We start from the raw sequence: 22047 nt of genomic DNA on the forward strand, positions 1-22047 counted from the left end.
GCCGCGCTCGGCCACGACCCCGGTACTGCACCCTAATGCGCGACAGGCGCGCGACAGCGTCCGGCGCGCCGACCGGACGGCTTCCACGTACCCTTCGGCGAGTGAGAACTGCTCCCTGCATCCGCGACCGTCGACCCGTCCCCACCGCAGGCTCCGTGCCGGGAGTCGCCGCATGATCGGCGAATCGATGACCTGGCTGCAGACGATCGTGCTCGGCATCGTGCAGGGGCTCACCGAATTCCTGCCGATCTCGTCGTCCGGCCACCTGCGGATCGTCTCGGAGATCTTCTTCGGAGAGGACGCGGGCGCGTCGTTCACCGCGGTCACCCAGCTGGGCACCGAGGCCGCCGTGCTGGTGTTCTTCGCCGGCGACATCTGGCGGATCCTGCGGGCCTGGTTCCGCGGCCTGTTCCACAAGGAGCACCGCGCCGATCACGATTACAAGATGGGCTGGTACGTCATTCTCGGCACCATCCCGATCGGCATCCTCGGCGTGCTGTTCAAGGACGACATCCGCACCGTCGCCCGCAACCTGTGGCTCGTCGCCACCATGCTCATCCTGTTCTCGATCGTCATCGCGGCCGCCGAGTACTTCGGCAAACAGCGGCGCGACGTGAGTCAGCTCACCCTCAAGGACGGCCTGATCATGGGTTCGGCGCAGGCGCTGGCCCTGATCCCCGGCGTGTCCCGCTCCGGCGGCACCATCTCGGCCGGTCTGTTCCTCGGACTCACCCGCGAGGCCGCCGCCCGGTACTCGTTCCTGCTCGCCATTCCCGCCGTCGTCGCCTCCGGTCTGTTCAGCCTGCCCGACGCCTTCGAACCGGCCGGTGAAGGGCTGAACGCGTCCGGGGCGCAGCTGCTCGTCGCGACCGTGATCGCCTTCGCGGTCGGCTACGCCGCGATCGCCTGGCTGCTGCGCTTCGTCGTCAACCACTCGATGTACTGGTTCGTCGGCTACCGCGTGATCCTCGGCGTGATCGTGCTCGGACTGCTCGCAACCGGCGTGGTCTCCGCCACCTGACCGGCTGCCGGCAGGCGGTACCTCTAGGCTGGGCGCATGACGGTCATCCTGCTGCGGCACGGGCGGTCGACGGCGAACACCTCGCACGTGTTGGCCGGTCGTTCCCCCGGTGTCGAACTCGACGAGGTAGGCCACGTCCAGGCGAAGAATCTCGTCACCCGGTTCGCCGGGCTCGAGATCACCGAGATCGTGCGGTCGCCGCTGCTGCGGTGCCGGCAGACGGTGCAGCCGCTGGCGACCGATCGCGGACTCGAACCGGTCGTCGACGAGCGGCTCGCCGAGGTCGACTACGGGCAGTGGACCGGCCGTGAACTGAAGGAACTGGTCAAGGAACCGCTGTGGGCGGTCGTGCAGCAACACGCCTCCGCAGCGGTCTTCCCGGACGGTGAAGGGCTCGCACAGGTGCAGTCCCGCGCGGTCGCCGCGATCCGCGAACACGACCGGCGCCTGCGCGACGCGCACGGCAAGGACGTCGTGTGGATCGCGTGCAGTCACGGCGATGTGATCAAGTCGATCCTCGCCGACGCGTTCGCGACGCACCTCGACAGCTTCCAACGGATCGTCGCCGAACCGGCGTCGATCAGCATCGTCCGCTACACCGACACGCGGCCGTTCGTGCTGCGCGTGAACGACACCGGTTCGGACCTGTCCGGGCTTGCTGGGCCGTCCGAACCCAAGTCCGTGCCCGGCGGCGAAGTGCCCGGCGCGGTCGAGGAACCCGGCGACCCACCGCAGGGGCACCGACAGGAGACGGCACGCGGATAATGACAGTGTCCGTCATGGCAGAGTGTGGGGACTCGAGGAGGTGTGATGGCCCGCGCGATACACGTGTTTCGAACACCTGATCGGTTCATCGCCGGCACTGTCGGTGAACCGGGCGACCGGGTGTTCTACCTGCAGGCCGTGCACGAGTCCCGTGTAGTGAGCGTGCTTCTGGAGAAGCAGCAGGTGCAGATCCTGGCCGACCGGATGGGGCTGTTGCTCGAAGAGGTACAGCGCCGCTTCGGCACCGTGATCCCAGACGACCCCCAGGTCGACGTCAGCCCGTTGGTGACACCGATCGAGGCCGAGTTCCGGGTCGGCACCATGGGTCTGGGCTGGGACGCCGACGCAGGATCGGTGGTGGTGGAGCTGCTCGCGGTCACCGACACCGAACTCGACGAATCGGTGGTACTCGACGACACCGAGGAAGGCCCCGACGCGGTGCGGGTGTTCCTCACCCCGGTGCAGGCCCGCGAATTCGCGGCCCGCTCCGAACTCGTCGTCTCGGCCGGGCGCGCGCCCTGCCCGCTGTGCGGCGAACCGATCGGCGCCGACGGACACATCTGCGTCCGCACCAACGGTTACCTGCGTACGCCCGGATTCGATCCGGCCGCGTGGTTCGGCGAGGAAGAAAGCTGACCGCGTGACGGCGCCGGACGTGCGGAGCGTGCTGACCGACGGCGATCTCGACGTCGTCGGGCAGATCGCGCACGCGAGCAACGCGACCCTCGTGTGCGACGCGCAGCTCGACGACACCGAGGTGCGGTGCGTCTACAAACCCGTCCGCGGGGAGCGGCCGCTGTGGGACTTCCCTGACGGCACCCTCGCCGGACGCGAGGTCGCCTCGTACCTGATCTCCGAGGCACTCGGCTGGGACGTCATCCCGCTCACCGTGCTGCGCGACGGCCCGTACGGCCCCGGCATGGTGCAGCGCTGGATCGACACCGTCGACACCGCGCAGGGCGGAACGGAACGGCTCGACCTGGTGGACCTGTGCCCGGCCGGCGCGGTCGCGCACGGGTGGCTGCCGATCCTGCGTGCCCGCGATCTGGACGGCGCCGAGGTGGTGCTCGTGCACGCCGACGATCCGCGCCTGCAGCGCATGGCGGTGCTCGACGTCGTCCTCAACAACGCCGACCGCAAGGGCGGGCACGTCCTCGAAGGTCTCGACGGGCACGTCTACGGCGTCGATCACGGCATCTGCTTGCACCAGGACGACAAGTTGCGCACCGTGCTGTGGGGGTGGAGCGGCGACCCGGTCGAGCCGATCCTCCTCGCCGACCTCGACAAGCTGCTGCGCCGGTTCGACGGCGGCTTCGCCGAGGAGCTGTGCGAGCACATCACCGCCACCGAGGTGCGTGCCCTGCAGCAAAGGATCATCCGCTTGCTCGAGCATCCCGTGATGCCGCATCCGCGCGGCGACCGGCGCATTCCCTGGCCCGCCTTCTGACGTCCCAGCCGTTCGCCTGCCGCACGCCCGGGTGCCCGCGCGGAGCACTCCCGCGACTCCATTAGGCTCGTAGTCATGCAATCTTGGTCCGACGTCGCGATCCCGTCCGTCCCCGGTCAGGGGCCTCCGTTGCGGTTGTTCGACACCGCGGACCGAGCGGTGCGTCCGGTCACCCCGGGCGACACCGCGACGATGTACGTGTGCGGCATCACCCCCTACGACGCCACGCACCTCGGCCACGCCGCCACCTACCTGACCTTCGATCTGGTCAACCGCATCTGGCGCGACGCCGGCCACGACGTCCACTACGTGCAGAACGTCACCGACGTCGACGACCCGCTGTTCGAACGCGCCGAGCGCGACGGTGAGGACTGGGTCGTCCTCGGTATGCGCGAGACGGCCCTGTTCCGCGAGGACATGGAGGCGCTGCGCGTGCTGCCGCCGCGCGACTACATCGGTGCCGTCGAATCGGTGAACGAGGTCGTCGAACTCGTCGAGAAGCTCGTCGCCTCCGGTGCCGCCTACATCGTCGACGACGCCGAGTACCCGGATGTCTACTTCCGGACCGACGCCACCGAGCAGTTCGGTTACGAGTCCGGCTACGACCACGACACGATGATGCGGTTCTTCGCCGAGCGCGGCGGCGACCCGGAGCGCCCCGGCAAGCGCGACCCGCTCGACGCCCTGCTGTGGCGCGCGGAGCGTCCCGGCGAACCGGCCTGGCCGTCGCCGTTCGGTGCCGGACGCCCCGGCTGGCACATCGAGTGCGCGGCCATCGCCCTCAACCGCATCGGCTCCGGCTTCGACGTGCAGGGCGGCGGCAGCGACCTGATCTTCCCGCACCACGAGTATTCCGCCGCGCACGCCGAAGCCGTCACCGGCGACCGGCGTTTCGCCCGGCACTACGTGCACACCGGCATGATCGGCCTCGACGGCGAGAAGATGTCGAAGTCGCGCGGCAACCTGGTGTTCGTCTCCAAGATGCGCGGTGAGGGCATCGACTCCGCTGCCATCCGTCTGGGTCTGCTGTCCGGTCACTACCGCGTCGACCGGCCGTGGACGAACGAGGTGCTCGAGGCTGCGCAGGCGCGACTCGCGCTGTGGCGTCAGGCGGCCGCGCTGCCGTCGGCAGCCTCCGCCGAGGACACGATCGCGCGCCTGCGCCAGCACCTCGCCGACGACCTCGACACCCCGAAGGCCCTCGACGCCCTCGACGGGTGGGCGACCTTCGCCGTCGAGCGTGGCGGCGACGACGCTGCCGCACCGGGCCTGTTCGCCGACGCCGTCGACGCGCTGCTCGGTGTGAACCTGCGCTGACGCGTCGGTGCGTGGTGTTGGTAGCAGGCATTACCAGGACCACGCACCGTAGCTACGCCAGCAGGGCGCGGATGTCGTCGGCGGTCAATGCCGACGAGAACATTTCTCCGTCGTCGACGACCGACGAGAACAGCTCCGCCTTGCGTAATTGCAGCGCCCGCACCTTCGCTTCGATGGTGTCGCGGGCGATCAGCCGGTACACCATGACGTTGCGGGTCTGCCCGATGCGGTGGGTACGGTCGACGGCCTGCGCCTCCGTCGCGGGATTCCACCATGGGTCGAGCAGGAAACAGTAGTCCGCTTCCACCAGATTCAGGCCGAATCCGCCGGCCTTGAGGCTGATGAGAAACACCGGTGCCGCTCCGGACTTGAATTCCTCGAGTACTTTTCCGCGTTTGCGGGTCTTGCCGTCCAGATACAGGTAGTCGATTCCGGCGGCGTCGAGCCGTGCCCGGACGCGGTCGAGGAACCCGGTGAACTGGCTGAACACCAATGCTCGGTGCCCGCCGACGATCACGTCGTCGAGCTGTTCGAGCAGCGCATCGATCTTTGCGGAGCCGACCTTGTTATGCGCGTCGTCGACGAGGGCCGGATCGAGGCTCATCTGCCGCAGCAGGGTCAGCGACCGCAGGATCGTGAAGCGGTTGTTGTCGAGGTCGTCGACGAGCCCGAGAATTTTCTGCCTCTCGCGCTGCAACTGCCGGTCGTAGACGGCACGGTGTTTCGGTGTGAGTTCCACCTCGAGTACCTGCTCCTGTTTCTCCGGCAGGTCGGTGGCGACCTGTTCCTTGGTGCGACGCAACATCAGCGGTTTGATGCGCTGCCGCAGCTGCACCAGCAGTTCGGGGTGGCTGCCGCTTTCGATGGGTTTGCGGTAGTAGTCCTGGAACTTCGTCGGATGGGGGAACAGGCCGGGTGCGGTGATCGATAGCAGCGACCACAACTCCATCAGGTTGTTTTCCATCGGAGTTCCGGTGATCGCGACCTTCAGCGGTGCCTCGATCTGCCGCACGCACTGATATGCCTTCGCCCGGTGGTTCTTGACGAACTGTGCCTCGTCGAGCAGCAGCATCGACCAAGCCCGTTCGAGATACTCGTCGATATCCAGGCGCAGCAGCGTGTACGACGTGACGACGACGTCGATCCCGTCGAGCAGATCACCCAGCGACACACCGCGTTTGGCGGATGTCTCGGTGATCGCCACGACGTTCAGGTCCGGTGCGAATCGCCGGGCTTCGGTGGCCCAGTTCGGAACCACCGATGTCGGCGCGACGATGAGTACCGGAGCATCCGCGGGTCGCTTCGCGCGAGCGTGGCAGATCAGTGCAAGCGACTGCAGGGTCTTGCCGAGGCCCATGTCGTCGGCGAGGATTCCGCCGAGTCCGTGCGTCCACAGGAACGTCAACCACCGGAATCCGTCGAGCTGGTACGGCCGCAGCGTCGCCTGTACCGCCTTCGGCACCCGGGTCTTCGCTGTCGCCTTCATGTCGAGAAGGCCTTGTACCTGTTTCTTCCAGGCTGCGGCCTGCTTGTCGACGACACCGAGCGCCGCCAGTTCCTCCCAGATCCCGGCTTGGAATCGGCTCAGCTGCAATCGATCCGGATCGTTGTTTTCGTGCAGTGCGCGGGCTTCGTCGACGAGTCGGCGCAGTTGTTGCAGTTCGGGTTTGTCCAGGGGCAGGTAGGCCCCGTCGGGCAGCATCAGAGTTGCCGCGCCCTCGCTGAGTGCGGTGAACACCTCCCGGAAAGGGAGGGTGGCCCCGTCGAGTTCGATGGTGATGTTCAGGTCGAACCAGTCGGAGTCGGCGGTGGCCTCGGTGGACAGTCCGATGCGCAGGCTGTCGCCGACGTCGCGGTAGTCGGCGGGGGTGCCGTCGACGCGCACCTGCACGTCGTCACGGCCGGTCAGCAGGGGCAGCAGTTCGGACACCAGTCGTGCGGTGTCGAGGTCGGTGATGGCGACGCGGGGGAACAGCCGCCGGTCGACGGAGTTGTCCAGGCCGAACGGGGCGACCACCGGCCGGATCTCGGTGAGCAGCGCGTCCTCGGCGTCGCGGTCGCGGACGGTGTCGCCGAGACGTTCGTACAACTCGACCGTGTACTCGCCGTCGCCGACGGTGTAGCCGAACTGCCAGTGCAGATCGGCGCGATGTTCGGGACGGAAGGCGACGTGTAGGAGCAGCGTCGGCCCGCTGACGGTCGGTGCTGTGAACGATCCGTCGGTGGAGGTGACGGTCGCTGCTCGGTGCAGGCGCGGGTAGTAGGTGGTCGCGAACCGCGGCACCTGATCTGCCGGCACGGTGAGCGCACCGCTGCTCTGCAGTAGTTGTTGCATGCCGGCGGCAACGGGGTTGCGGAGCTGCGCGAGACGGAACGGTAGATCTGCCGGCGCGCCGCCGTCGTGATCCCCTGAAGGGAGGTAGACGACGCCGTGGGCGGGGGTGCCGATGAACGCGACGGCGGTCCCGGTCGAATCGTCGCCGATGTGCAGGGCTGGGGTGACGGTCAGGCCGTCACCCGAATCGGCGACGTCGACATGCACATCTGCGGTGCCCGGCGGCGGCACCGCACCGTGCTTCTTCTTCGCGTAGCGCAGCTCGATCCCGAGACGGTGGGCATCGTCGAGCAGCGACCACAGTCGCGGCGACACTGCGGACAGGTCGACGGTGCTCGAGGCGGAACCGTAGTAACTGCGTGTCGATGCCTGTACCAGCGCTGCGAATTCGAGCAGCAACTGCTGATGCTGCTTGTTCACGTCGTAGGTGTAGGCCAGGTTCTGCCACGAGATGTTGCCGGACACCCATCCCGTGCGGCCGGGCCGCAGCACCCGCGCGGTGAGCATCGGCGCCGGAGCGTGCGTTCGCTGTGTCAACGCCAGTTGCAGGGCAAGGGGCACGCCGTTACCGGTCTCGTGGTCCTCGAACATCGCTTCGAACGGTGCCTCCCACGAGGGCGTCTTCGGGGTCGTATCCTCCTGCGGGGCGAGCAATGTGAGAAGAAGCGCCACGGTGTGCTTGCAGTCGTAGCCGACCGGGCACGAGCATTCGCCGTGCTCGTACTCGAGTCCCCGTGGCCCGGGGTGCAGTTGAACGACGGCCTGATACATCCGTGTGCCGGCGATTCTTCCGAAACCGACGAGATCGTCCTCGTCGAATCCGCAATCGACGACCGCGCCCCGCTCGGCGTAACGGCTGCCGCGGTCGAATGTGGGCCCGCCGACCGCGGCGATCAAGGACCGGATGAGGTGGTCGAAGGCGGGATTCCCGGACATGGGTGAGCAGTCTATGTCCAGCACCTCGTGCGCGAATGCGACCCCCAGCGCAACCGGAAGCACGCCCGAGGCGGCAACCGGCCGCGCGTACTGGCCGCACGTGCCACGACACGCTACGATTGCGCCGATGACAACTTTCTCTGATCAAAGATTGGGGGCCCAGTTCGCACACGGTGAGTGCTGATGCACCCTCCGACCGCGAACGGGACCGATCCCCGACTGTCCTTCTGGCTGCGCGTGCGCGAGTTCGCCGTGCCGCCGACCATGATCGAGGCCGCGACCGACCGACGTCGTGCCGGTGACTGGCGCGGTTCCTGTGCCGCAGCGGGTTTCGACGTCGACCTCGACCTACGCGTACTGCGCAACAGGCACGGCGTCGACGTTGCGTCGCAGGTCCTCGACAATCTACGTCACCTGGCTCCCGACCTGCTGCGCTGGCACCTACCGCGCGTAGCTCCCGACGGACTACTGCGTCCGGGGCTGACCATCTCGCTGGCCCGGTACGGGCCGCATGAGCACAGAAAACGCTGCGGTGCGAACAGTTCCATGCATCTGATCGTTCGGACCGCTCCGGCCTGGGCGGATGCGGGGCAGCGGATCGCGCTGACGTTGTGGGACGGCTCGGATTTGACGAACCATCCCCATCCACGCCCCAACAGACGGTTCCGCCTCGACCTCCACCGGCACCTGTGGGATGTCCGCAGGTCCGCTGAACTGCGATTACGCGGTGGCACAGGGCAGGTGCCGGCCACCACCGCGTTCGCCCCCAGTCTGGCCGCGATGATCCCGGAGAACTGCGCCGTCGACCGCTGGGCTGCAGAATCCGGCATCCTGCTCCGCACGGACGGGCACCGTGACGGTCCCGTGCGGGTGCGATGCGGGGGTCGACTCGACGTAGTGGTGGAACCGGTCGGCGGTACGGATCCCGTGGCATTGCGTGTTGTGGACGACTACCCGCGCGGCCGGCTCGCTGCGCTGCCGGTGCTGCCCGAGGCTGCGATCTGGGTGCCGCCCGACCTGACGTTGCTCCGGTCGGGAGCAATCACCGCCGACGGTCTGCACCCGCTGGTCGCGGCAGCGCTGGATCCGGGTCGGCCACCGCCGCAAGCACCCCGGATACCGAAGCGGGGGAATCGAACTCACCTGATCGATTGCCGTGGTGAACGGCACCGGCTCGGGCTGGTCGACGGCGTCCTGACCGCGCTCGACCATGATCCCGCCGAGATCCGGCGCGAAGAACTGCTCGCCCGACTGGGCGGCACTCCATTGCCGTGTCTTCACGCCATCGACCAGGCGCATCGCCGTCCCGACTGCCTGCCGGGCGTTCGTGAACGCCTGGATCACGGAGATGCCGCCGGGGCGCTGGCAATCGTCGAAGGGCTGCTCGGTCCCGACGCGATCCTCCGTGACGGACCTCTGCTGGACGAACTCCGGACCTCCGCGGACCGCCGCAACATCTACGACCGGTACGTCTCCGAGCCGGTGGAACCACCGCCCGCATCGCGACCCCGCAGACTCGGACGGTCGCGCCGCACCCGATCACACTGAATCTCCTTCCTTCTCGAAGCGCACTGTTCCGCAGGGCGTCCTACGGGTCGTGTCCTGCTGTCCCTTCCGACATCACAGGTGATGCACATGTCTTCCACACTCCTTCCTGCCCGGTCCCCGAACAACGAACTCGACAGTGCTGCAGCGTTGTCGGCGATGCTCGACGCGGTCACCACCGAGCCTCGCCCCAACGACCAACTCGAAGCCCTCGCCGTGGCGGTCGCCGCGGATCTACCGGTACTGCTGTGGGGTGAACCGGGAATCGGCAAGACCGCCGCCCTGACCCAGCTCGCCGAGACCGTCGACCTGCCGCTGACCACTGTCATCGCGAGTGTGCACGAGCCGTCGGACTTCTCGGGTCTGCCCGTTCTCGGCGACGATCCCGCAACTCACGGAGTCCCCATGGCACCCCCGGACTGGGCGGTCCGGCTCGTGCAGGCCGGGCGGGGACTGTTGTTCCTGGACGAATTGTCGACGGCACCACCCGCCGTGCAGGCGGCCCTGCTCCGCCTCGTCCTCGAAAGACGAATCGGGGCACTGCAACTCCCGCCCGGTATCCGCATCGTCGCCGCCGCCAACCCACCGTCCTCGGCAGCGGACGGCTGGGAGCTGAGTCCACCGTTGGCGAACCGATTCGTGCATCTGAGCTGGACCTACGACCACGACGTGGTCGTCCGAGGTCTCGGCGGAACCTGGCCACGCGCGACGCTGCCGCGCCTCGATCCGGAGAAGCTCTCCGACGCCGTGACGTTCGCCCGCCGCGCGGTCTGTGAACTCCTCGCCGCCCGGCCCGCCCTCGTACATCAACTCCCCAGCAGTCAGACCCGTCGTGGCAGTGCCTGGCCGTCGCCGCGGAGCTGGGACATGACCGTGCGGCTGATCGCGTTCGCCACCGCCACCTCGTCGTCGAAGGATGTGCTGTCCCTCCTGGTTCGGGGGAGTGTCGGTGACGGACCCGGTTTCGAGCTGCTGGCCGCCATCGAGCGTATGGACCTTCCGGATCCGGAGGCGCTGCTCGCCGATCCGGCGGCTGCCGATCTTCCCGAGCGCGGCGATCTGCGCCAGGCCGTGCTCGACGCGGTGGTTGCCGCGGTCCGCCGACGGCCGGACAAATCCCGCTGGGACGCGGCGTGGGCACTGCTGGCCACTGCGGTGGAATCCGGGCCGCCCGATCTCGTTGTTGTGCCGGCGACCACACTGGCCACGTTGCGCCGCGACGGCTGGGAGGTGCCGGCATCGATCGACGAGCTTGCCGGTGTCGTCTCGGTTGCGCGATCAGCGGACGACGCTGCCGCGCAGGTCGGCCGATGACGTCGTCACCGGCATTCGACGCGAACAGGATCTATGCCGCACGGTTGTATGCCGTGCGCGCCCGGCCGTATCTCGCGACCGCCTTGCACGCGCTGCACATCGTCGCATCGCCTCGCGTACCGACGATCGGTGTGGACCGGCACTGGCGCTGCTACATCTCACCCGTCTTCGTCGCTCAGCGGCCGGTCGAGGAACTGGCGTCGGTCCTTGTTCACCTGGTCTCGCACGTGCTGCGCGACCACCACGGCCGCAGCGACCGCTACGCCCGCGCGCACGACCTGGGTGGTCGCGCCGATCGACTACGCATGAACATCGCCGCCGACGCGGAGATCAACGACGATGCGTTCGGTGACGGATTGCCCCTACCCGACGACGCCGTTCTGCCGTCGACCCTGCAGTTGCCTGCCGGTCAGCTCATGGAGGACTATCTGCAGCAGTTCGGCCTCGGTCCGTGCACCGACAGGCTGGCCTGGCTCGACTGCGGCAGCGGTGCCGACGGCCTGAGCCGTGAGTGGGAGTGGGGCCCGGAGGGGGCGAACGCGCTCAGCGACGAGCAACGGGACGCTGTGCGCTTCCGGGTGGCGCACAGCATCATCGGGCAGCCGGGCAGTGCACCCCGCGGGTGGCAGCGGTGGGCGGAGGAGGCTCTGCACCCGCCGCAGCCGTGGCGAACTCTGTTGGGGGCGGCGATCCGCTCGGCCACCTCCGCGTCCGGCGCCGGTGACGACTACACCTACCGCCGGCCGGCGCGGCGCTCTGCTGCCGTGCCCGGAGCGGTGCTGCCGAGCCTGCGGCGAACCCCGCCGCGGGTCGGTGTCATCGTCGACACCTCCGGCTCGGTGAGCGACGCGGATCTGGGCAGTGCTCTGCTCGAGATCGCCGCTATCGCGCGGGCCGTGGGAGGGCGTCGTGACCTGGTCACGGTGCTGTCCTGTGACGCGGCCGCGCGGATCGTGCACCCGCTGTGTCAGGCCGAGGACATTCCGCTGGTCGGAGGCGGTGGCACGGATCTGCGCGCCGGATTCGCCCGGATGCTGCGTCTTCGGCTCCGGCCGGATGTAGTGGTGGTGCTCACCGACGGGGAAACCCCCTGGCCCAGCAGCCGTCCGGGGTGCCGGACGATCGTCGGCCTGTTCCCCCGCATTGCGACCCGCAGCGAATCGAACCCCGACTTCGTTCCGGACAGTCCGCCGGAATGGGCGCATGTGGTGGAGATCGGCACACCTGCGATCTGAAGGGCACCGGAACGAAGCCATGAGGAAGGAGACGTGGGGCGCTCGCCGGTGCTCTTGGGCGGGAAGGCCATCGAGGCCGCGTGGTTGTCGGATGGTTGGGCCGCGGAATTTACCCGGGCGCAGCGCGCTGCGTTGAAGCAGTGTCAGCGATCAGATCGATTCTACGAGCGGATTCAGCGGATCCTCCGGTACCGATGCGAGCTACTGCCCGGCCCAGGTCGCTCCCTTCGCGTGGGCCGGATCAGTCATTCCGACTACTTTGGTGTTGTCCTGCCGGTTCTGGAAGCAGAGGTGATCTGATGTCCAACTTCAGTGGTCGCCTGTGGGACGATAGAGGCTTTCATCCGCCTGAGACTCAGCGTCCGGAGCCGCAGGCAGTCGGCCGGTTGATCAACAACCTCGGTCTGAGTCGATCCTCGAAGTCGGATCAAGAGAAGGCGATCAAGCGCTGGCTCGCGTCGAATCGTCCGAGTCCACGCTTGAAGAAGTCGCTGGTCCGTGCCGGTTACGAGGCTTTGCTTGCCGAATCCGTCTGACTTCTCCAGCTTCGAATGCTTCTGGTGCTCGGGGCAGTCATCTCCACTTACGTCGGACCCGCCAACGGTTACTGCCCGTGCGAGCCAGTGGAGCCGGAGATCGACGAAGTGTTCGAGATGAGCGAGCGGCAACTGAAGGACGCCATTCGGTGGGCAACGTCGATCTACCGTCCGTGGAGATGATGTTGCACGGCACGCGCTCGCGCTGACTCGCCACCAGGCGTGCAGGGTGGATCAGCTCGGCGGCGCGAAGAATTCGAGCGCGATGTTGTCGGGATCGCGGAACGACAGCCCGGAACCGTACGAGGCGTTCTTGATGTCCCCGTGTCGGATACCCAGACTGTCGAGCCGGTCGCGCCACTTCCCGAGCTCGTCGGCGGTGCAACCGAACGCGATGTGGTCGAGCCCGGTGTTCCGTTCGTCGAAGGACGTCTGCGCCGGCGAACCGGGGTGGGTGTGCAGGCCGAACAGGGTGCCGCCGTCGAGTGCGAAGACCGCGTGGTGGAAGGTGCCGGATTCGTCGTCCTCGTCGAGGACGGGTGTGGCGTCGAAGAGGTTCGAGTACCAGGCGGTGCTCGCAGCCAGATCCGAGACGGTGACGGCGACATGGGTGAGTGCGGGAAAAACCATGACAGTCTCCTCCGTTCGAGGCCCCTCCTCATCGTAGACCTCGACGCGGTGCTGCCGACCCCTGTCGGCGTATCCCCAAATGTTTCCGAGTGTTCTCCCTGCGTTCGGTAACGCATTCCGTGCGAAGGGGATTCGGCCACTACCTTCCGTGACCATGCCTTTGTCACGCAGATCGTTCCTGTCGGCCGGACTCGGAATCAGCATCGTCACCGCAGCCACCTCCGTCGGTGTCACCGGATACGGGCGCGCCAGCGCACCGGGAGTGAAGGGCGACCCCTTCCTGCTGGGTGTCGCCTCGGGTGACCCGGCGCCCGATGGATTCGTGATCTGGACCCGCCTTGCCCTCGACCCGCTCGCCGAGGACGGACTCGGCGGCATGCCCAACCGGAATGTTCCGGTGCAATGGGAGGTCGCGGAGGACGAGAAGATGACCCGCGTCGTCGCACGCGGCACCGAACACGCCGTCCCCGACAGCGCCCACTCCGTGCACGTCGAACTGTTCGGGCTGCGTCCCGGTCGCGAGTACTTCTACCGGTTCCGTACCGGCGACCACATGAGTGCGGTGGGGCGGGCACTGACGACACCGTCGCCCACCGAGACCGCGGCGGCTCTCACGATGGCGTTCGCGAGCTGTGCGCAGTACGAACACGGCTGGTTCACCGCCTACCGGCACATGGCGGAGGACAACCCGGATCTCGTTCTGCACCTGGGGGATTGCCAATACGAGTACACCAGCGGCGGTTACACCAGCGACACCGGTCTCGTCCGCTCGCTCGACGGACCCGAGACGGTCACCCTGGCGAACTACCGGCAACGTCACGCCCAGTACAAAGCCGATACCGATCTGCAGGCCGCGCACGCGATCGCACCGTGGCTGGTGGTGTGGGACGACCACGAGGTCGACAACAACTGGGCCGGAACGATTCCGGAGAACACCGACGCCACTCAGGGCAACGACACCACCGAGAACTTCCTCGCCCGCCGCGCCGCCGCCTTCCAGGCCTACTACGAGAACATGCCGCTGCGACCCTCGTCGGCACCGGCGGGGCACGACATGAAGATCTTCCGGCGGATCCGGTGGGGGACTCTCGCGAACTTCCACATGCTCGACACCCGTCAGTACCGCGACGACCAGGCCGCCGGCGATGGGTGGAAGAAGAACGTCGCCGAACGTCACGACGAGGCACGAACACTCACCGGAACCGAACAGGAACAGTGGCTGCTCGACGGTTTCCGCACCTCCACCGCACAGTGGGACTTCCTCGGCCAGCAGGTGTTCTTCGCCGAACAGGACAAGGACCCGAGCCCCGACACCGATGAGGTGAGAATGGACGGCTGGGACGGGTACGCGGCCTCGCGGCGGCGGATCACACAGGGCTGGGTGGATTCGCCGGTACGCAACGCCGTCGTGCTCACCGGCGACGTGCACCGGCACTGGGCCAACGACATCAAGGTCGACTTCGCCGACCCCGACGCGCCGGTGGTGGGTTCGGAACTGGTGTGCACCTCGATCACGTCGAACGGCAACGGCACCGGCGCGACGCAGGTCGACCACATGCTGGCGAACCCGCACCTGAAGTTCCACAACGACCGGCGCGGCTACGTGCGTACCACGATCACCCCGGACGCCGTGCACGCCGACTTCCGGGTGCTCGACTCGGTCACCGAACCGGACGCGCCGGTGTCGACGGCGGCGTCGTTCGCCATCGTGTCCGGTCAGCCGGGCCTGCAGCCGCGTTCGTAACATCCTGGACGGTCGGGGCCGTGGTCCTTCACCATGTGATTGCAGCCGTAGCCACCGAGCGGATCACTCAGGGGCGAGGGACGCGCGAGACGGGCCTGCGCTGCGCGCGGTGCAATGCGCGTCGCAGCTCGTCCCGGTCGTCGAAGACCTGCACCGTGTCCCCGGAGACCAGGCGCGGCTCGCATCCGCGTCCGGCCACGACGACGACGTCTCCGGGACCGGTGTGGGCGACGGCGATGTCGAACGCGCGACGTCGGTCGGCCTCGACGACGACGCGGGCACTGCACGCCGCGAAGGCACCTTCGGCGACCGCATCCCGGAGCACACGCGGGTCTTCTGAGAGGGGACTGTCGTCGGTCACGACCACCACGTCGGCGTAGGTCGCGGCGGTGTGCCCGAGCGGAAATCGCTTGCCGGGGTCGCGTTCTCCGGTCGCGCTGATCACGAGGACCAGTCGCCGCTCGGGGGCGAGCGACCGGAGGAAGGGCAACAGTTCGCGTTGCCCGGACGTGTTGTGCATGTAGTCCACGAGCGCGAGAACGCCTTCGCCGGCGTCGACGCGTTCGAGCCGGCCGGGCACACCTGCGAGGGTCTCCAGACCTGCTGCGGCCTGCAGGACGTCGCCGTCGACGGCGGCCACCGAGGTGAGCGCCGTCAGCGCATTGGCCACCTGGTGGGGTCCGAGGAGCGACAGTCGCACCGGCGCACTCCCGGCCGGCGTGTGCACGGTGAAGGTGGTGCCGTGGAGATCGCACCGGATCGCGTCCGCGTACACGTCGGCGCGGGGATCGCGGGTCGAATGCGTCCACAGCGGCACGTCGACGGAGGCAGCCAGACGTCGACCGTACTCGTCGTCGATGTTCACCACTGCCGTCTGCGTGCGGTCGGCGGTGAACAGTGCCGCCTTGGCGGCGAAGTACTGCTCCATCGTGTGGTGGAAGTCGAGGTGGTCGGGCCCGAGATTGGTGAAGGCGACGGTACGGAACCGCACACCGTCGACGCGGCCCTGACTGATGCCGTGCGAGGACACCTCGAGCGTCACCGCCTGCACGCCCTGGTCACGGAACTCGGCAAGCGTGCGGTGCACGACCGAGGCCTCGGGAGTGGTGCGGGTCGCGGGTCGTGTGCCGGCCGGACCGCGCACGACGACCCCGCCGATCATGCCGGTCACCACACCGGTGGCCGCGAGTGCTGTGTCGAGGAGATAGGTCGCGCTCGTCTTGCCGTTGGTGCCGGTGATGCCGTGGACCTGCAGGTCGTGGGAGGGATGCCCGAGGATCCACGACGCCAACGGGCCGACCACGTCGCGCGGTCGATCGACCACGAAGGCGGGCAGCAGGCGCGACGGCCGGTCGCTGAGCACCGCGACCGCGCCATGGGTGGCGGCTTCGGCTTCGAAGTCCAGGCCGTGGGCGTGGTGTCCGGGTAGCGCTACGTACAGATCGCCGGGGCGCACCGTCCGGGAATCGTCGCTGATGCCGGTGATCACATGGTCATGCCGGTCCGCTGGTCCGGATCGCAGGACATCGCGGAGGTGCTCGGCGACGTCGCGGACCTGGATCCGCCGGATGGGACGGCGAGGATCGTCCGGGTCGGTGTGCACGGGGGCGGATACCCGGTCCGGGGCGGAATGATGCGCCGCCGGTGACCGGGCTCCACCGGCGTGCTCCTTGCCCGCGACATGCGTCGGTCTCACACGGTTACCCTCGAAGGATGACTGCGATTCCGGATTTCCCCGTCGGCACGAACACCACGATATCCGGTCTCGGCAGTTCCTTCGCCGACGAATTGAGCGGATTGTCGGTGCCGTGGCAGGGCGCCGAGGCCCCCGACCCGGAACTGCTCGCGCTCAACGAGGACCTCGCGGTGTCGCTGGGACTGGACGTGGCGGCGTTGCGCAGCGCCGACGGCGTCGCCGTCCTGGCCGGCGCGGAGGTGCCGGCGGGTGCCAAGCCGGTCGCGATGGCCTATGCCGGACATCAATTCGGCGGATACGCTCCGCTGCTTGGCGACGGTCGGGCGTTGTTGCTCGGTGAACTCGTCGACGCGGACGGTGGCCGCGTCGATCTGCATCTCAAGGGTTCGGGTCCCACTCCCTTCTCCCGGGGTGGGGACGGCTTCGCGGTCGTCGGGCCGATGCTGCGCGAGTATCTGGTGAGCGAGGCCATGCACGCGCTCGGCATTCCGACCACCCGTTCGTTGTCGGTGGTGGCGACCGGTCGGCCGGTCTACCGCGAGGGCGCCGAACCCGGCGCGGTGCTGGCGCGTGTCGCAGCCAGCCACCTGCGGGTAGGGACCTTCGAGTTCGCGGCGCGGCAGGGCGAGGTCGTGCGCGCGCTCGCCGACCACGCGATCGCCAGACACTATCCGGATCTGCTCGACCTGCCGGAGACCGGTGAGAACAACCGCTACCTCGGCCTGTTCGCCGCCGTGGTCGAGGCACAGGCGTCGCTGGTGGCGCAGTGGATGCTCGTCGGTTTCGTCCACGGGGTGATGAACACCGACAACACCACGATCTCGGGGCAGACCATCGACTATGGTCCGTGCGCCTTCGTCGACGCCTTCGATCCGGCGGCGGTGTTCAGTTCCATCGACCACAGCGGGCGCTATGCGTTCGGCAACCAGCCCGCCGTCCTGAAATGGAATCTGGCGCGCTTCGCCGAAACCCTGCTCAGACTCGTCGATTCGACTCCGGATGCGGTAATCGCCGCGGTCACCGCCGTTCTGGACAGCTTCGACACCCGCTACGAGCGGCACTACCGGTCCGGTCTGGCCGCCAAACTCGGTCTCCCGGAAGACTTTCTCGACCAGACTCTGGTCGACGATCTGCTGACGCTGCTGGAAGAGCACAATGCCGACTGGACGGCGACCTTCCGCGCCCTCGCCGACGAACTGCGCGGCAATCCGACACCCTTCGACGGACTCGTGCCGCGTGAGCGCTCGGCGTCGTGGCTCGAACGCTGGCACGCCGCAGCGGCACGGGACGGCCGCGCAGCGGGGGAGCGGGCGGAGGCGATGGACCGCGTCAACCCGCTGGACATCCCGCGCAACCATCAGGTCGATGCCGCGTTGAAGGCGGCGACCGGCGGCGATCTCGAGCCGTTCGCGAGGCTGCTCGACGTCGTCACGCATCCCTTCGAAGCGCGGAGCGAGTGGTCCGAATACTCCTCGCCCGCACCGCGTTCGTTCGCCGAGTCCTTCCGGACCTTCTGCGGAACCTGATCGTCCGATACTGACGAATCGAGACCGGTGTTGTTCGCGATTTCCCACGCGGATCTCGCGAACAACACCGGTCTCGGTCAGCCCTGGACGATCGGGCTCGAACTGTTGTGGACGACAGGCCGGCGACGCTCCCGCAGTTCGACGGTCAGCGGGAGCGCTGCCGCTTCTTGCGCTTCTTCTTCTTGTTCTTCGTCCGCCGGCGCGCGGGGGCCGGTTGCGGTTCGTTGGGCGCGGCCGCTTCGAGCAGGGCCCGCTGCATCTCCCGGCGCAGACTGTCCATGAGCTCGGGGGAGCGCAGCAGGAAGGTCGCCTCCTGCAGCGCCGCGTAGCGGTCCTTGGAGATCAGGACGCCCGTGCCGCGTTTGCCGACGATCTCGACGGCGACGGTGTCGTCGTTGACCTCCCGGACCAGCTCACCGAGCCGCTTGCGTGCGGCTTTCACGGACACGGACGTTGATGGCACTCGCGGTGACTCCGATCTGTTCCCCCGACGCGGGCATCCTTTCATCACCGATGTCGGATTCGGGGGGCGGACACGACGGAAAGTCCGTTCGATGTCACAACGGAAACTCCGTTCGATGTCACAGAAGCGCGCGCACGGAGCGGGGCAGCGGGGTCGAGGAGCGGGTGGTCGGTGACGGGATCGGATCGTCGGCGACGGTGTGCAGCGGCACTACTCCCGCCCACACGGAGTGGTCCTCACCGTCGTAGGGATCGTCTCCCGGCCCGCCCACACGGATCTTCACGCTCATCTCGGTGAGCGGGACCTCCAGGACCATGGTGGCGGCCAGTTCCTTCGGCGTCGGCGAGCGGACCTCGTCCCACCGGCCCGGAACCAGATGCTCGGTCAGCACCCTCAACGCGTGTTCCTTCTCGCCCGGTGGGACCGGTGTGGCCACGCCGAACAGCACCGCACTGCGGTAGTTCATGCTGTGGTCGAAGGCCGACCGGGCGAGGACGAGCCCGTCGAGGTGGGTCACCGCGACCGACACCTCGATCCCGGTCCGGCCGGCGAGGAACATCCCGGCGCCGGTCGAGCCGTGGAGCAGCAACCGGTCCCCGTCGCGGCCCATGGCCATCGGCAGCACCACGGGCGATCCGTCGCGCACGAAACCCACGTGTGCGATGCGGGCCTCGTCGAGGAGTCGGTGCAGCACTGCGGGATCGTCACTGCCACGCTCGGGTTTACGGGTCAGGCGTGTGCGGTCGCTCATGGCACCGATCGAAGCAGCGACGCCGCAGCCGGGCAACCGGATTCCGGTGGTTCTGCGCGCTGCGGCTTACGGGGTGAGGACGAAGCGGCCGCGCACGCCGCCCTTCGCCATCACCCGGTGTGCCTCGGACGCCTTCTCGAGCGGCACGATCTCGTGCACCCGCACGGGCAACGCGCCCGATGCCGCGCGCGAGCAACTCGCCGGTCCGCGGACCGTCCGGCCGCACGTCCACTGCGGTCACGGCGATCCCGCGTTCGGCCACATGACCGGCGTTCGGACGGACTCCGACGAAGATTCCGCCGTCCCGCACCAGAGCGAGGCCTCGCTCCTGTAGCGCCGCGGCATCGGCGACCGCATCCCATCCCGGGGCGGCGTCGGCGGTGAAGTCCGCGCCGAGTCCTCGCACGAACTCCTCGTCGCGCGCTCGGGCGAGACCGGTCACCCGCCAACCGCGGTCACGGGCGAGCACGGTGAGGTATCCGCCGAGGACCCCGGCGGCACCGGTGACCAGCAGTCGGTCGGCGCCGCGGGACGGGTCGCCGAGCAGATCGACCATCATGGCCGCCGCCAACCCGTTGAGAGGAACGGATGCGGCCGCGATCGGGTCGAGGCCGTCCGGCACCACTGCGACGTCGGCTGCGGGAACGATGAGCCGTTCGGCGTAGGCGCCGACGTCACGGTCGAACCCAGCGGTCAGACCGGCGACGCGTGTGCCGATACCGAGATTCGTGCCGGGGCCGACGGCATCGATCGTTCCGGCGAACTCCCAGCCCAGTCCCGTGTGCTCGGGTTGGTGGATCAGTCCCATCCGGTGGAATATGCCGTCGGCGACGGCGAGGTCGACGGGATCGACCGCTGCCGCGGCGAGGTCGACGCGGATCTCGCCCGCACCGGGCTCGCGCAGGGGAAGGTCGACGATCTCGATGGAGTCGGGTCCGGCGGGTATGCGGACGACGGCCGCGCGGTAGGTGGAGGTGTTCATCGGTCACTCCTCTCGATTCGGATCCAACGGTGACAACTCCACTCTGGAGGGGTTACTCTCTGATGGGAAGTACGCACTTCGAAGTGCGTTTCTCACCACCGAGCGAGGTGAGCACGATGGCGACGACGACTGCAGCCCAGAAGCGGGCCCGCGCCAAGGTGGAGTACGACGCCTTCCTGGCCGGCTGCCCCAGCAGACAGTTGCTCGATCGGATCTCCGACAAGTGGGTCGCGCTGGTCCTTGCGGCACTCGGCGACGACGCGTGCGCGCCCGGCCACGCCGCCCCCGGAGTGTTGCGGTACTCCGAACTGTCCCGCCGGCTCGCCGGGGTCAGCCAGAAGATGCTCACCCAGACCCTGCGTTCCCTCGAGCGCGACGGGCTGGTGACCCGCACCGTCACGCCGACCGTGCCGGTCACGGTCACCTACGAACTCACCGATCTCGGTCGCTCCCTGAGGGAGTTACTGCGGGGCGTCAAGGACTGGGCCGAAGCGCACATGGACGAGGTGCTCGACCACCGTCGGGAGTACGACGCCCGTACCTCCTGACCGTCACCCACCGATGGCTTCACCGTCGATGTGTGAGGACTGCTCTTACGGAGAGAACTGCGCGTTCGGGAGGGTGGAGGGTACGAGGGATCCGAGGTCCTCGACCACATCCCACAACGGGTCGTCGAATCCGATGTCGTAGGTGCAGTCGGCTTCCCGCGGGTCGGGCACGAACGCCCACAGCAGTGCACCTGCGGTGCCGGCGGCGCGTTGACCTTCGATCTTCGTGGTGATGTGCTCGGCGCGGTCGACGAGCGATCCGCACGATCCGGCGAGCTCACCGATCTCCGCCACGAGCAACGGCTTTCCGACGGCCGTGGCCTGCGCGACTCGCCGGGCGAGACCGTTCCACTGATCGCCGGGCAAGGGCACGCCGTCGGCACCGTAGTCGTGGTACTGCACGGCATCGACATAGGAGGAGGCGCTGACGAACTGGTACTCGTCGCCCTGGGTGCCGCACTGACCGCCCCCGGTGTAGCCCGCGGTGATCAGGGTGCGGGGGTCGACGGCGCGCAGTTCGGCACCGGCCGTGTCGAAGAAGTCACGCAACACCTGCGCGGCGCCGGGTTCGCACGACCGGGTCCACCAATAGCACGCGGCGTCGGTGCAGGAACTCGTCTCCGGCTCGCCGACGAGCTCCCACGCCGCGAGGGAGGGGGAATCCCGGTAGCGGGCGACGGCGGTACGCATCCAGTCCCGGTAGCTCATCACCACCCGTTCGTGTCCCGGGGTGAATTCGGTCCACCCGTCGACGTACCATTGCCGTCCCTTGAAGACCTCGTCCTCGCACGCGCCGTCCTGTGGTGCCAGGACCGGCAGCAGCATCTGATCGTGCGCTTCGGCCGCCGCGAAGACCGCGTCCATCGGTCCGAAGTCGAGTTGCCCGGTGAACCGGTTGACGGCCAGCGCCTGGAAGAGGTTGAAGCGGGTGAGCGAATTCGGGGGCAGCGCACCGAAATAGGCGTCGAGGTCGACCATCGCTCCGCATCCCCAGTTCACCGACCAGTCGGTGGCGAGCTGGTAGGCGTTGAACCCGGTGGGCCACCAGGCCCGACCGTCGAGCGCGAAACCGTCCGGCGACGCGGTCACCCGCGCGCCGGGCGCCGGTGCCGCTGCCGCGGGGCTCGTGCCCAGCAGCAGCCCGACCACGGTCGCGGCGCCGACGATGAGTCTGGATACCCGAAGCCTCGTCATCTTCCGGATCGTAGGTCCGCGGCACAGGTGAGAGCCCCGATCGAGGAGGAACACGCCGCAGT

Annotated in this window: 19 protein-coding genes; 12 read left to right on the forward strand and 7 right to left on the reverse strand. The window is 68.1% G+C overall.

Annotation, left to right across the window (positions count from 1 at the left end):
- The first annotated feature begins 175 nt into the window (after positions 1–175).
- The 5 genes from U9J23_RS11620 (at position 176) to mshC (ending at position 4550) form a co-directional block, all read left to right on the forward strand.
- On the forward strand, positions 176–1021 hold the full coding sequence (locus U9J23_RS11620; RefSeq protein ID WP_174479658.1) for an undecaprenyl-diphosphate phosphatase: 846 nt from the start codon (positions 176–178) through the stop codon (positions 1019–1021).
- Between the two features lie 36 nt (positions 1022–1057).
- A complete protein-coding gene (locus U9J23_RS11625; RefSeq protein ID WP_059383561.1) occupies positions 1058–1786 on the forward strand; it encodes a histidine phosphatase family protein in 729 nt (242 codons plus the stop codon).
- A 45-nt stretch (positions 1787–1831) separates the two neighbouring features.
- Positions 1832–2422, forward strand: a complete 591-nt coding sequence (locus U9J23_RS11630) for a DUF3090 domain-containing protein (RefSeq protein ID WP_059383560.1) — start codon at positions 1832–1834, stop codon at positions 2420–2422.
- A 4-nt stretch (positions 2423–2426) separates the two neighbouring features.
- Positions 2427–3233, forward strand: coding sequence for an SCO1664 family protein (locus U9J23_RS11635; protein WP_059383559.1), 807 nt, complete (start codon positions 2427–2429; stop codon positions 3231–3233).
- A 75-nt stretch (positions 3234–3308) separates the two neighbouring features.
- On the forward strand, positions 3309–4550 hold the full coding sequence (gene mshC / locus U9J23_RS11640; RefSeq protein ID WP_059383558.1) for a cysteine--1-D-myo-inosityl 2-amino-2-deoxy-alpha-D-glucopyranoside ligase: 1242 nt from the start codon (positions 3309–3311) through the stop codon (positions 4548–4550).
- A gap of 52 nt (positions 4551–4602) precedes the next feature.
- Here the strand turns inward: mshC and U9J23_RS11645 are convergent, their stop codons facing one another.
- Complete coding sequence (locus tag U9J23_RS11645) at positions 4603–7821, reverse strand: DEAD/DEAH box helicase (protein WP_085468153.1); 3219 nt, start codon at positions 7819–7821, stop codon at positions 4603–4605.
- Positions 7822–7998: 177 nt separating this feature from the next.
- Here U9J23_RS11645 and U9J23_RS11650 point away from each other — a divergent pair, with 177 nt between their 5' ends.
- From U9J23_RS11650 to U9J23_RS11665, 4 genes are all read left to right on the forward strand, one after another.
- Positions 7999–9369 (forward strand): hypothetical protein, encoded by a 1371-nt coding sequence (locus U9J23_RS11650; RefSeq protein ID WP_442802282.1) that lies wholly within the window; start codon positions 7999–8001, stop codon positions 9367–9369.
- 81 nt (positions 9370–9450) lie between these two features.
- Positions 9451–10680 (forward strand): AAA family ATPase, encoded by a 1230-nt coding sequence (locus tag U9J23_RS11655; RefSeq protein WP_272267623.1) that lies wholly within the window; start codon positions 9451–9453, stop codon positions 10678–10680.
- On the forward strand, positions 10677–11915 hold the full coding sequence (locus U9J23_RS11660; RefSeq protein WP_272267314.1) for a vWA domain-containing protein: 1239 nt from the start codon (positions 10677–10679) through the stop codon (positions 11913–11915). The genes U9J23_RS11655 and U9J23_RS11660 overlap by 4 nt, the downstream gene beginning before the upstream one ends.
- Positions 11916–12214: 299 nt before the next feature.
- Entirely contained in the window at positions 12215–12451 is a 237-nt protein-coding gene (locus U9J23_RS11665) for a hypothetical protein (protein WP_145964793.1), read from the forward strand.
- A gap of 234 nt (positions 12452–12685) precedes the next feature.
- Here the strand turns inward: U9J23_RS11665 and U9J23_RS11670 are convergent, their stop codons facing one another.
- Positions 12686–13081, reverse strand: coding sequence for a VOC family protein (locus U9J23_RS11670; RefSeq protein ID WP_024100863.1), 396 nt, complete (start codon positions 13079–13081; stop codon positions 12686–12688).
- Between the two features lie 154 nt (positions 13082–13235).
- On the opposite strand from U9J23_RS11670, the gene U9J23_RS11675 reads away from it, so the two are divergent.
- The gene (locus U9J23_RS11675) at positions 13236–14825 is read left to right on the forward strand and encodes an alkaline phosphatase D family protein (RefSeq protein WP_272267315.1); all 1590 of its coding nucleotides are present in this window, start codon (positions 13236–13238) and stop codon (positions 14823–14825) included.
- A gap of 67 nt (positions 14826–14892) precedes the next feature.
- Here U9J23_RS11675 and U9J23_RS11680 read toward each other — a convergent pair whose 3' ends face one another.
- Positions 14893–16521: a Mur ligase family protein gene (locus U9J23_RS11680; RefSeq protein ID WP_272267317.1), complete on the reverse strand. Its 1629-nt coding sequence runs from the start codon at positions 16519–16521 to the stop codon at positions 14893–14895.
- A 17-nt stretch (positions 16522–16538) separates the two neighbouring features.
- On the opposite strand from U9J23_RS11680, the gene U9J23_RS11685 reads away from it, so the two are divergent.
- Positions 16539–18047: a protein adenylyltransferase SelO gene (locus tag U9J23_RS11685; RefSeq protein ID WP_272267318.1), complete on the forward strand. Its 1509-nt coding sequence runs from the start codon at positions 16539–16541 to the stop codon at positions 18045–18047.
- Positions 18048–18192: 145 nt separating this feature from the next.
- Here the strand turns inward: U9J23_RS11685 and U9J23_RS11690 are convergent, their stop codons facing one another.
- The 3 genes from U9J23_RS11690 to U9J23_RS11700 form a co-directional block, all read right to left on the reverse strand.
- On the reverse strand, positions 18193–18489 hold the full coding sequence (locus U9J23_RS11690) for a type II toxin-antitoxin system Phd/YefM family antitoxin (protein ID WP_272267320.1): 297 nt from the start codon (positions 18487–18489) through the stop codon (positions 18193–18195).
- Positions 18490–18628: 139 nt separating this feature from the next.
- Complete coding sequence (locus tag U9J23_RS11695; RefSeq protein WP_229581979.1) at positions 18629–19261, reverse strand: pyridoxamine 5'-phosphate oxidase family protein; 633 nt, start codon at positions 19259–19261, stop codon at positions 18629–18631.
- Positions 19233–20243, reverse strand: a complete 1011-nt coding sequence (locus U9J23_RS11700) for an alcohol dehydrogenase catalytic domain-containing protein (RefSeq protein ID WP_272267323.1) — start codon at positions 20241–20243, stop codon at positions 19233–19235. The genes U9J23_RS11695 and U9J23_RS11700 overlap by 29 nt, the downstream gene beginning before the upstream one ends.
- A 116-nt stretch (positions 20244–20359) precedes the next feature.
- Here U9J23_RS11700 and U9J23_RS11705 point away from each other — a divergent pair, with 116 nt between their 5' ends.
- Entirely contained in the window at positions 20360–20791 is a 432-nt protein-coding gene (locus U9J23_RS11705; RefSeq protein WP_229581981.1) for a winged helix-turn-helix transcriptional regulator, read from the forward strand.
- Between the two features lie 45 nt (positions 20792–20836).
- Here U9J23_RS11705 and U9J23_RS11710 read toward each other — a convergent pair whose 3' ends face one another.
- Complete coding sequence (locus U9J23_RS11710; RefSeq protein ID WP_272267324.1) at positions 20837–21985, reverse strand: beta-mannosidase; 1149 nt, start codon at positions 21983–21985, stop codon at positions 20837–20839.
- Positions 21986–22047 lie beyond the last annotated feature (62 nt).

The organism is Rhodococcus sp. PD04, assembly GCF_035918275.1.
Classification (GTDB): domain Bacteria; phylum Actinomycetota; class Actinomycetes; order Mycobacteriales; family Mycobacteriaceae; genus Rhodococcus; species Rhodococcus rhodochrous.